The sequence below is a fragment of the Salinicola peritrichatus genome, from assembly GCF_003206715.1.
Classification (GTDB): Bacteria; Pseudomonadota; Gammaproteobacteria; order Pseudomonadales; family Halomonadaceae; genus Salinicola; species Salinicola peritrichatus.
Window position 1 is genome coordinate 1 of record NZ_PZJU01000085.1, and the last position, 9,129, is coordinate 9,129.

The 9,129-nt window shown below is 45.2% G+C and carries 9 protein-coding genes; 8 read left to right on the forward strand and 1 reads right to left on the reverse strand.

Translation table 11 applies throughout. The annotated features are described in order from the left end of the window. The first annotated feature begins 264 nt into the window (after window positions 1-264). From DOM57_RS21900 to DOM57_RS21155, 8 genes are all read left to right on the forward strand, one after another. On the forward strand, window positions 265-1,131 hold the full coding sequence (locus DOM57_RS21900; RefSeq protein ID WP_162619623.1) for a hypothetical protein: 867 nt from the start codon (window positions 265-267) through the stop codon (window positions 1,129-1,131). A 59-nt stretch (window positions 1,132-1,190) separates the two neighbouring features. Next, complete coding sequence (locus DOM57_RS21130; protein WP_110651661.1) at window positions 1,191-2,372, forward strand: polysaccharide pyruvyl transferase family protein; 1,182 nt, start codon at window positions 1,191-1,193, stop codon at window positions 2,370-2,372. Window positions 2,373-2,508: 136 nt separating this feature from the next. Next, window positions 2,509-3,402, forward strand: coding sequence for a hypothetical protein (locus DOM57_RS21905; RefSeq protein ID WP_162619624.1), 894 nt, complete (start codon window positions 2,509-2,511; stop codon window positions 3,400-3,402). Beyond that, the gene (locus tag DOM57_RS21135) at window positions 3,399-5,231 is read left to right on the forward strand and encodes a beta-1,6-N-acetylglucosaminyltransferase (RefSeq protein ID WP_162619625.1); all 1,833 of its coding nucleotides are present in this window, start codon (window positions 3,399-3,401) and stop codon (window positions 5,229-5,231) included. The genes DOM57_RS21905 and DOM57_RS21135 overlap by 4 nt, the downstream gene beginning before the upstream one ends. Then, entirely contained in the window at window positions 5,228-6,220 is a 993-nt protein-coding gene (gene galE, locus DOM57_RS21140; RefSeq protein ID WP_239496369.1) for a UDP-glucose 4-epimerase GalE, read from the forward strand. Before DOM57_RS21135 ends, galE begins: the two co-directional genes overlap by 4 nt. 28 nt (window positions 6,221-6,248) lie before the next feature. Next, the gene (locus DOM57_RS21145; RefSeq protein WP_162619626.1) at window positions 6,249-7,262 is read left to right on the forward strand and encodes a phytanoyl-CoA dioxygenase family protein; all 1,014 of its coding nucleotides are present in this window, start codon (window positions 6,249-6,251) and stop codon (window positions 7,260-7,262) included. 176 nt (window positions 7,263-7,438) lie between these two features. Next, entirely contained in the window at window positions 7,439-7,843 is a 405-nt protein-coding gene (locus DOM57_RS21150; RefSeq protein WP_110651669.1) for a nucleotidyltransferase substrate binding protein, read from the forward strand. After that, window positions 7,843-8,139 carry a nucleotidyltransferase family protein gene (locus DOM57_RS21155; RefSeq protein WP_110651670.1) on the forward strand — a complete coding sequence of 99 codons (297 nt, stop codon included), beginning with the start codon at window positions 7,843-7,845 and terminating at the stop codon, window positions 8,137-8,139. Before DOM57_RS21150 ends, DOM57_RS21155 begins: the two co-directional genes overlap by 1 nt. Window positions 8,140-8,628: 489 nt before the next feature. On the opposite strand, the gene DOM57_RS21165 is transcribed toward DOM57_RS21155, so the two are convergent. Continuing rightward, window positions 8,629-9,129: IS66 family transposase (locus DOM57_RS21165; RefSeq protein ID WP_162619627.1), on the reverse strand; the 501-nt coding region annotated here is incomplete at its 5' end.

Sequence of the window (9,129 nt, forward strand, 5' to 3'; positions counted from 1 at the left end):
CTGTCGAACTCGGGAGAGCTACTACTGGCATCTAATACTTCTTGGCTATGTACCGACTGGACTAATGTGATGGTAAGGTGCTGTGATAAGAAAGCTCGTACTCGCTACTACAGGCCGCGGCAGGTGCTGTATATACGGTGCAAAGAAAGGAGTCCTATGGATAGTTCGCGTTATTACTGATAAGTGGTTGTATGGTATTCAAATATGGTATTACATCTGATGAAGTCGTAATGCTTTTAAAAATCAAATTATGAGATCGAAATAATGGTCGTAGAGGAAACCCCTATTATTGCTCTTCATTTGGGAGTTCACAAAACAGCCACTACGCATATACAGTCCAAGCTCTGGAATAGCCGACGAACACTTACCGAAAATAAAATAAATTACATTAAGCTTTCAGAACTCAGGAAGAATGTTACTTCTAGATTGCATAATGAGGATTTCGGAAAGAAAGATATTCTTGATTTTTTACTTCCATATATGAATTGTAATCGTCTAATCATCTCGGATGAAAATATTATTGGGGGTACCAATGCTCCACGTAAGCAATTACTTTATCCACGCGCCAAGTACAAGATTAAGAAAATAGTTGATGCTTTGAAAGGGTATGAAGTAGAAGTCTATATAACACTTAGAGAATTTTCAGAATATTTGATTTCCAGATACTCAGAGTCTCTTAGACACTATAAGTTTTGTCTATTTGAGGAGTACCTGGAAGATATTGAATTTCAGAACATTAGTTGGTTGCCTTTGTTAGAGGATGTGTCTTCTATAGGTTGTAAAAAAATATATATAAATGACTTTGAATTTGTACTTAATGAAAAGAAATATTTTGAACTCTTGCTTGGGAAAGGATTAGATTTAGCGGAAGCTAACCAAGGGGCAAAAATAAGAAGAAGTAAACTTTCTCAGCAAGCATATCAGGTTGCAAAGCTCTACTCTGAATTGTATTCAAAAAAGACGACAAAAAAGTTGATTCATATGATGGATGAAAATCCTCAAGATACAGCGGTGACTCCCTTTATGCCTTTTTCTAGTGGCGAGAGAGAATTTTTCTCGCGAAAATATAAAAGAGAAATCGAATATATCAATAGCAATAAATTTGCTTGTGAAGTTAATTGGCTGGAGTGATTTGTTATTGAGTGCTGTATTTGCAATATACTATTTCAGAATTTTTTAGGATTGATACTATGGCGAATGAAACTGAAGATGTAAGAAAAGTAGTTCTAGTTGGTGGTGCTGGTTGGCCAAACTATGGCGATGAATTAATATTGGATGCTTGGAAAAGGTTTCTGCTAAAGAATAATGTAGCGGATGAAATACATTTCTATGAGGGAACCTCGGAGAAGGCAAGAAGCCTCCATGGAGAAACGACAACACAAACAAATTTGATTTTTAAATCTGATCTTGAACGTATAGCCCATTCTAGAAAAGGATTGAACTTTTGGGATCAAGTTTTACGCGGATACCAATTTGTCGAAAATGATGGGTTAAAAAGATATTCCCATATTGATTTTAATGTCTTTAGAGTTGCTAAGCATATTCACTTGCACGGCGGGGGCTATTTGAATGACTTTTGGCCGGAGAGAGGGTTCTTTCTTGGATTTTTGGCTGCGATGAATAAAGAATATGGAATAAAAATAGCTGCTACTGGAATCGGGTTTGGCCCGGTTTGTGACATACCAGATCCGAAGAGAGAGAAATTATTAGAAATTTTCTCTCGTTTTAGTGTTTTTGAACTTAGAGATATAGAGGGGTTTAGGTTTTTAAGACAAGAGTTTAATTTGCCTAATTTTTTATATGGGTTGGATGATTGTTTTTTAAGGGACATAAACGATATTTTTTGCGAGGGGCAAGGAGGAGGACGTAATCTCTATTTATCCTTGTTAGGGAATAGTGTAAATAAAATACCGGAGAAGTTTTGGGAAGATTTACGTAGAGAAAGTAGCAATCGATTTGATAAGATTGTTTATTTTGAAAGCTCCCCTGGAGAAGACGAAAATGTGATCAGGTTTGTTGAACAGAAGGTTGGGGAAAAAATAGATGTTCAAAAAGTTGCTGATTCACTAGCAAAGCCAATTAGTGTAAATAGACAGGATAGAGTTATTTGCAGTCGTTTTCATGTTCACTTTGTTTTTGCTCGTTATGGCATTTCTGGTCTATGCAGTTCTCGTAATCAAGGTGCTGGATATTACGATATAAAACATCAGTCTATCATAGACAGAGGATCTGACTTTATTTTTTCCGATCTCGCTAATGTTTCATTCGGTGACGATAATGGCGGTTGCTCCTATCTCTCTAAAAGAGATAAATATTTTCACCATGAGAAGTTGAGATTGGCAAAACAAATTTATAGCTTGACGAGCGATTAATTCATATAATGTGTTTGATTCGCTCCTAAGGCAGAACCTACTAATTATAAAGTAAAATGGTTGTTCTTAAAAGCCTTACTCATGTATGAATATAAATCTTTGATTGGTTAGCATAGATTGAAAGTGATATGCGGTCATGTTTATTTCCATCGGTGTCTATATGAATGGAATCATTAGAAAAGTTGTAGCCGAATTTTTTTGGCTGAAGCGTTATGTAATACAGAAATATCTGCAGCGAAAAACTATTGCTAATAATGCGACGGAAAAATCTATTCATAACTGTGAGGGTAATCTTTGCGCACTCTCGGTTATAAAGAAAAAAATTAACCCTGAGGAGTTAGATGTTTATTTAAATTATTATGAATCGGTGGGTGTTAGCGGATTTTTGTTTGTTGTCGATAATGAGGCCTTTGATGACACCATGAGAAATTTGATGGTGGAAAAAGGGATTTGTTATATTGTTATAAATGATATGTCCAAACTTAAACATGTGCTTAACTATTACCTCGATAAATTGAGAGCTGGAAAATGGACTTTACTGGGATATGACTTGAGTTTGTTTTTATATCCTTATAATGATTCTCGGACTATTTTGGAGTTAATAGAATATTTATCGTCGACACGTGAGTATGCTATGTCGGCGATCAACCTTTCACCTAAATATCTCCCTGAAATCTGGGGGGAATATAAAAATGATGATGAACTATCTTTTCTCCAAGAGACCTATTTTCGTTCTTACAATAAAAGATATAGAAATAACCGAGTCGCTAATTTGTACGAAGAGCTTGTTTCTTCATCAAGCAAGACAGTGGCTCAAATTTGTCTCGTTAGATGGAAAAAGACTTTTTTCTTTTTAAAGCCTTTTTCTTCTTTTTCGCCAAGAAGGATCGAAAATGGCCTAGCCATGAACAAGGTTTTGGGAGCAAACGTTCCGGCGAGGAAAGGTGTTAGCGACAACATTTCCGTCCGTGAAATTTGGTATAAATTAATGGCTAAAGGACTCATTAATGATGGGGAATGGTCAGAATGAAAGAAACTCCTGCGTTTATTTTGTTAGCTCATGAAAAGCCGACACTAATAAAAGAGTTAGTAATATCTTTGATTTCTTCTGGACATGATGTTTATGTGCACTATGATCAGAACTCTCCATATGATTTAGAGAATGAGTCTGGCACATGGGGGATAGAGCAATATCCAGGTGGGGTATATTTCGCTAAACGAGTCAAGGTTGCTTGGGGAGAATGGTCCATCGTTCAAGCCACTTTAAATTGTCTGAGATTGGCTAGAGAAAAAGAATATAATGGTGCGACCAGGTTTGTCTTGTTATCTGGTTCGTGCATGCCAACAAAACCTATCTATCAATTGGCCGATTTTCTATCTAATACAGATAAAGATTTTATAGAAGCTGTTGATGCCAGGACATCTCGCTGGGTTGCGGGTGGAATACAGAATGAGCGTTGGGAGTATCGTCATTATTTTAATTACAGGTTTGAGCGCAAAAAATTCTACTGGTCGTTAAAATTTCAGAAAAAGTTTTTACCTAAAAGGAAACTGCCTCATGAGCATACGCCCCATATAGGCTCTCAATGGTGGTGCCTAAGGCGTTCTACTGTTGAGAAAATTCTTGGACTTTTAGATAAGGATAGCGGGATAGAAAAATTTTATAGAAGGACATGTGTTCCTGATGAGCATTTTTTTCAGACCCTTGTTGCGAACCTTGTTCCTAATAAAGAATTAGAGCCATATTTGCTTACAAAGTATAATTTTAATAGCTGGGGAGTGCCTCGTGTCTACTATGAAGACGATTATGAAGAGCTTCTACACCAAGATAAATTCTTTGCCAGGAAGATATCTTATCATGCTCTAGGTTTGAGAAAAAAGCTATGCCGGCTCGCTTCAATGTCTAAGTCAGAGTACGAGAGGATCATTCCTAGGGAAATAGAAACCCGGAGCGAGCAGAAAAAATATTTGGCAAAGGTAAAACACGAGTCTGTTATCTGGAATTCATGCATGCCGCATGAAACACATTATACAGAATACGTTAAGCGGATTCCCGGTCTGATCTACGTATGCTTTGAACATGATTATGATAACATTAAAGAAAAAATAAATATTTTGGATATTGATGCTGTATCTTTGTCTTTCCTGAGAAAATATGAAAATGGAAAGTCGTATAGCCTAGTTTCCAGAGTCATTGGAGCTATTGTTGCTCAGTTACTTAATAGAAGCAAAGGCTTCCAAGGTGTGCTTTTAAAAGTCTCAGGCGATCAGGCTTTTATTTTAGATGTCTTGCGTTGGAATTCTAAAGCTTGTTTTTTATATTCAAGTGTTGATGGTGTCCGTGAAGTCATCTCTCCTGTAGATGCTGATTACGTATATAAATGTATTTTTTCGCAGAGCCAATTCATGAGCTCAATGACAATTAATAAAGAAGGAAGTTGGAATAGAGAGGGCGGCTTTAGAGAATCCGATGTAAGTGTGGTAGGGGAGCTTCATCTCGTTTCTTCTCTGGATAGAAGAAAGGCTGAGAAATATATTCGCGATAATTTAAAGCCTGATGATGTCTACATTGGTCCTGCCTCTATTTATGATGCGGCTGACTTGATCAATGCTGTAAAACAATATCCTGATGTATATGTATACTCATATGTGACTCCAAGCAGGTTGAATGATATTTTGTCGATAAGTTCTTTGTCATATATAGTTGAGTATATTTCTTCTGAAGATAACCTATTGGATTTCAGCGGCACATACTTAGAATATAAAAGAGCTTCGAGGGAGGCGGCTGCGAGGAGCCTTTTTGACCGAAACATTCATTGGCCTAATGTCAAGCCGAAACAGCAATTGGAATGGATATGATACTAGTCATTGGAGGAGCCGGTTATATTGGCTCTCATATGGTGAAGCAACTCATTAATGCGGGCCACCATGTTTTAGTGCTGGATAACCTGAGCACGGGCTTTTGTGAACTTGCTCGCCATGGTCATTTAGTTGTGGGTGACCTGGCGGATACAGCGTTGCTTGAGCGACTATTCCGAGAAAATGCCTTTGATGCTGTGATGCATTTTGCGGCTTGCAGTTTGGTTGGTGAGTCGGTGGCCGATCCCGCCAAATATTACCGCAACAATGTCTCCAATACGCTGAATCTGCTTGATGTAATGGTGCGCCACGATGTGCATCATTTCATTTTCTCCTCTACTGCGGCGACTTTCGGCGAGCCGGAGTATACGCCGATAGATGAGTCCCATCCGCAGAAGCCAATCAATCCTTACGGTGCCAGCAAGTTGATGGTGGAACGGGCCCTACAGGACTATGCCACGGCCTATGGGCTTAACTCGGTTTCCCTGCGTTACTTCAATGCCTGCGGTGCGGACCCGGAAGGTGAGCTGGGTGAATGCCACGACCCGGAAACCCACCTGATTCCGTTGATCCTGCAAGCGGCTTCCGGGCGGCGTGAAAGCATCACCGTTTTCGGGCGCGACTATCCAACGGAAGACGGCACGTGTATTCGCGACTACATCCATATCGAGGATCTTTGCGCGGCACATGCGCTGGCGCTGGAGGCCCTCGTAAGTGGCAAGGTGTCAGGTGCCGCAGCCTATAACCTGGGCAACGGCAACGGATTTTCCGTGCAGCAAGTCATCGATGCGGCAAAGAGTCTGGTTGCCGAAGAAGGGCGGGGTATCCACGTCGAAGAGGGAGAGCGCCGGGCAGGTGATCCAGCCGTTCTGGTAGCGGATGCCAAGAGAGCCAAGAATGAACTGGGCTGGACGCCGCAATACGCCGATCTTCCCACGATCCTCAAACATGCCTGGGAGTGGGAGAAGCATTTGGCTAAACTCTCGTAGATTTCTCACGAATAAGTGGGGCACCGACATGCAATGGACGAGATTTCCGCTTTGGTTCGGCGAGCTTTTCACCGGCGCTAAATCTTTCAAGGCCAACCCGCTCATCGGCAGCGACCGGCTCAATCGCTATGGGCTCCATGTGGGGCGTGTCTGGCTGGCGTACTGGATGTCCCGGCTGCGCATGGCGATGCTGGCGCCGGGCGTGCCCAGGGCGGATCGCGAGCAGTTCCAGCGGTACGGTTACGTGCTCAAGGAAGACTATCTGCCTGAAGCGCAATTTCAGGCACTGGTCAAGGCGGTGCGTGAGTACGAAGGGGAAATCCGCGAGTGCTGCCAGGGCGATACCAACACGCACCGGATTCTGCTCGCGCCGGAAGTGCTGGAGCAGTTGCCCGCGGTGAAGGCGGTGCTGGAAGATTCCGCGTTGAAGCGGCTGTTCCGCTATTGTGCCGGGCATGCGCGCCTGCCGATCTGCCATGTCGAGAACGTGCATAACGGCAGCCGGGATAGTGCCACCGCGCGCGATCCGCAGAAGAATCTGCACGTCGATACGTTCCAGCCGACCATGAAGTTCTGGCTCTATCTGGAAGACGTGACCGACGAAAACGGCCCGTTCGTTTTTGTGCCGGGTTCCAACCGCCCGCACCGTGAGCGGCTGAAGTGGGAATACGAGATGAGCTTGCGTGCGAAGGCGCACGCGGACCGCTATACCGCCCGCGGCTCGTTCCGCGTGAGCGAGGAGGATGCCCGGAAGTTGGGTGTGTCCGGCCCGCAGCCGTTCCGTGTCAAGGCCAATACGCTGCTGATCGCCAATACCTTCGGTGTGCATGCGCGGGGCAACGCGGAGCCGGGTAGCTCGCGCCTGGCGTTGTGGGGCATGAGCCGCACCAATCCGTTCCTTCCCTTGCCCGGGCTCGGGTTCGATTACTTCAATCGCCTTCAGTACCGGGTGTTACAGCGCATGCGCCGGCAGGAAGACGCCAGGGCGGCGGCGAAGGGCGGGCAGTCTTCCTGGCATGTGATCGAGCAGCGGCGGTTGTAGTTCTTCTAACTATTTCAATGGCCTGCCGATTGCTTGGTTACCTTTGGTTTGGAGTAACCATACATACAAAGCCTTCCACAACCGCGAATGGTGGTAGTGCGTGCAGGATGGCAGCTATCGCTGTGAACGAATGGGCTTTGCGACTAGCAACTGATAGCAGGTAAGGGAAGGATAAAATGGTTAATGACATCCGTTGGCAGCAACGCTTTTCGAACTATACCAAAGCGCTAAGTCAGCTTGGCAGTGCCATAGAAGAGTACGGTGATACCACTCAGGACATCATCAAGGAAGGTGTTATCCAACGTTTTGAATTTACCCATGAGCTGGCCTGGAAAGTCATGAAAGATTACCTGGAGCATGAAGGAATACAAAATATCACGGGCTCTCGGAGTGCGGCACGCTCGGCTTTCAATCTTGGATTGGTGCAAGATGGCCAAGTCTGGATGGATATGATAGAGACACGTAATGCCACGGTGCATGCTTATCGGCATAGTATCCTGGATAAAGAATTTAACAATATCGTTAATCGATATTATATGGCGTTGCGGCAGTTCGAATCTGTCATGGAAGGGTATCGGTAATGTTTGGCTTGCCTGAGAAGACGCTGGCTGACCTTCGACAAGTACTCTCATCCTTTTCAGGCATCGAAAAAGTTGAGATCTATGGTTCTCGCGCCAAAGGGACTTTCAAACCGGGGTCGGATATTGATCTGGTTGTGCATGGTACGCTCTCCGAAGCTGACATGGCCCGGCTTCGTGAAGCTTTTGAAGATCTCAATATTCCCTATTTTATCGATGTGAGCCGTTACGAGGATATCGACGATAACGACCTGAGAGAGCATATTGCTCGCGTGGGCCAGCGCTTTGACGTGGAATGAGCTGTTATAAAAATTTTAATTGCCGGCGGCTCGGGGCCGGTGGGGGCAGACTGATACTGCACCAGCACGATAACGGCTACAAACTTCTGTTCAGCGAGCCGAGGAACGTCCGTGATCTGCTGACGGGCTTCGTCAGGGAGGATTGGGGCGAGCGCCTGGCGTTGTGGGGCATGAGCCGCACCAATCCGTTCCTTCCCTTGCCCGGGCTCGGGTTCGATTACTTCAATCGCCTTCAGTACCGGGTGTTACAGCGCATGCACCGGCAGGAAGACCCCCTGCGTCAGACTAGTTGTCGCCCCGATAGACTCCATCCGGGGGGCGAGGAGCAGAGCATTGGCAAGGTACGGACAGGCTTTCAAGGATCGCGCAGTGGCACGGTTGTAGTTCTCGCTCGGTGATATGGTTATCGAGCATCGGTATCATTCCCTTTCGGAACGTAAGCGCTCCACGAACCCCATCTTGAACAGTTTGCAGTGATGTGATCCACGCTCAGACCGGTAGCGTCTCTTTCCACCGCCAGGGCAGTAGGGAGCTGAGATCGTCTTCCGCGTCGAGCATCGGCAACGTCTCGAACACGAACTGCAGATACTCGTATGGCGAGAGACCGTTGGATTTCGCGGTTTCGACGAGGCTGTAGATGGCGGCACTGGCGTGGGCGCCGCGTGGCGTCTGGCTGAACAGCCAGTTCTTGCGCCCCACCACGAAGGGGCGGATGGCGTTCTCCGCCGGGTTGTTGTCCAACGGGATGAGGCCGTCGTCGAGGAAGCGGGTCAGGCGTTGCCACTGGTGATCCAGATAGTGCAGCGCCTTGCCCAGCGTGCTTTTCGGCAACACCTGGTTGAGTGACTTGTCGAGCTGACGTCGTAGCTGGCCGATCAACGGTCGGCTCTGCTGTTCGCGCAGGGCGTGACGAGCTCGAGGATCGAGATCCTTGGCGCGCTTGTCGATGGCGTAGAGCTTGCCGATCTGGTTGAGGGGTAATCCCCCCGA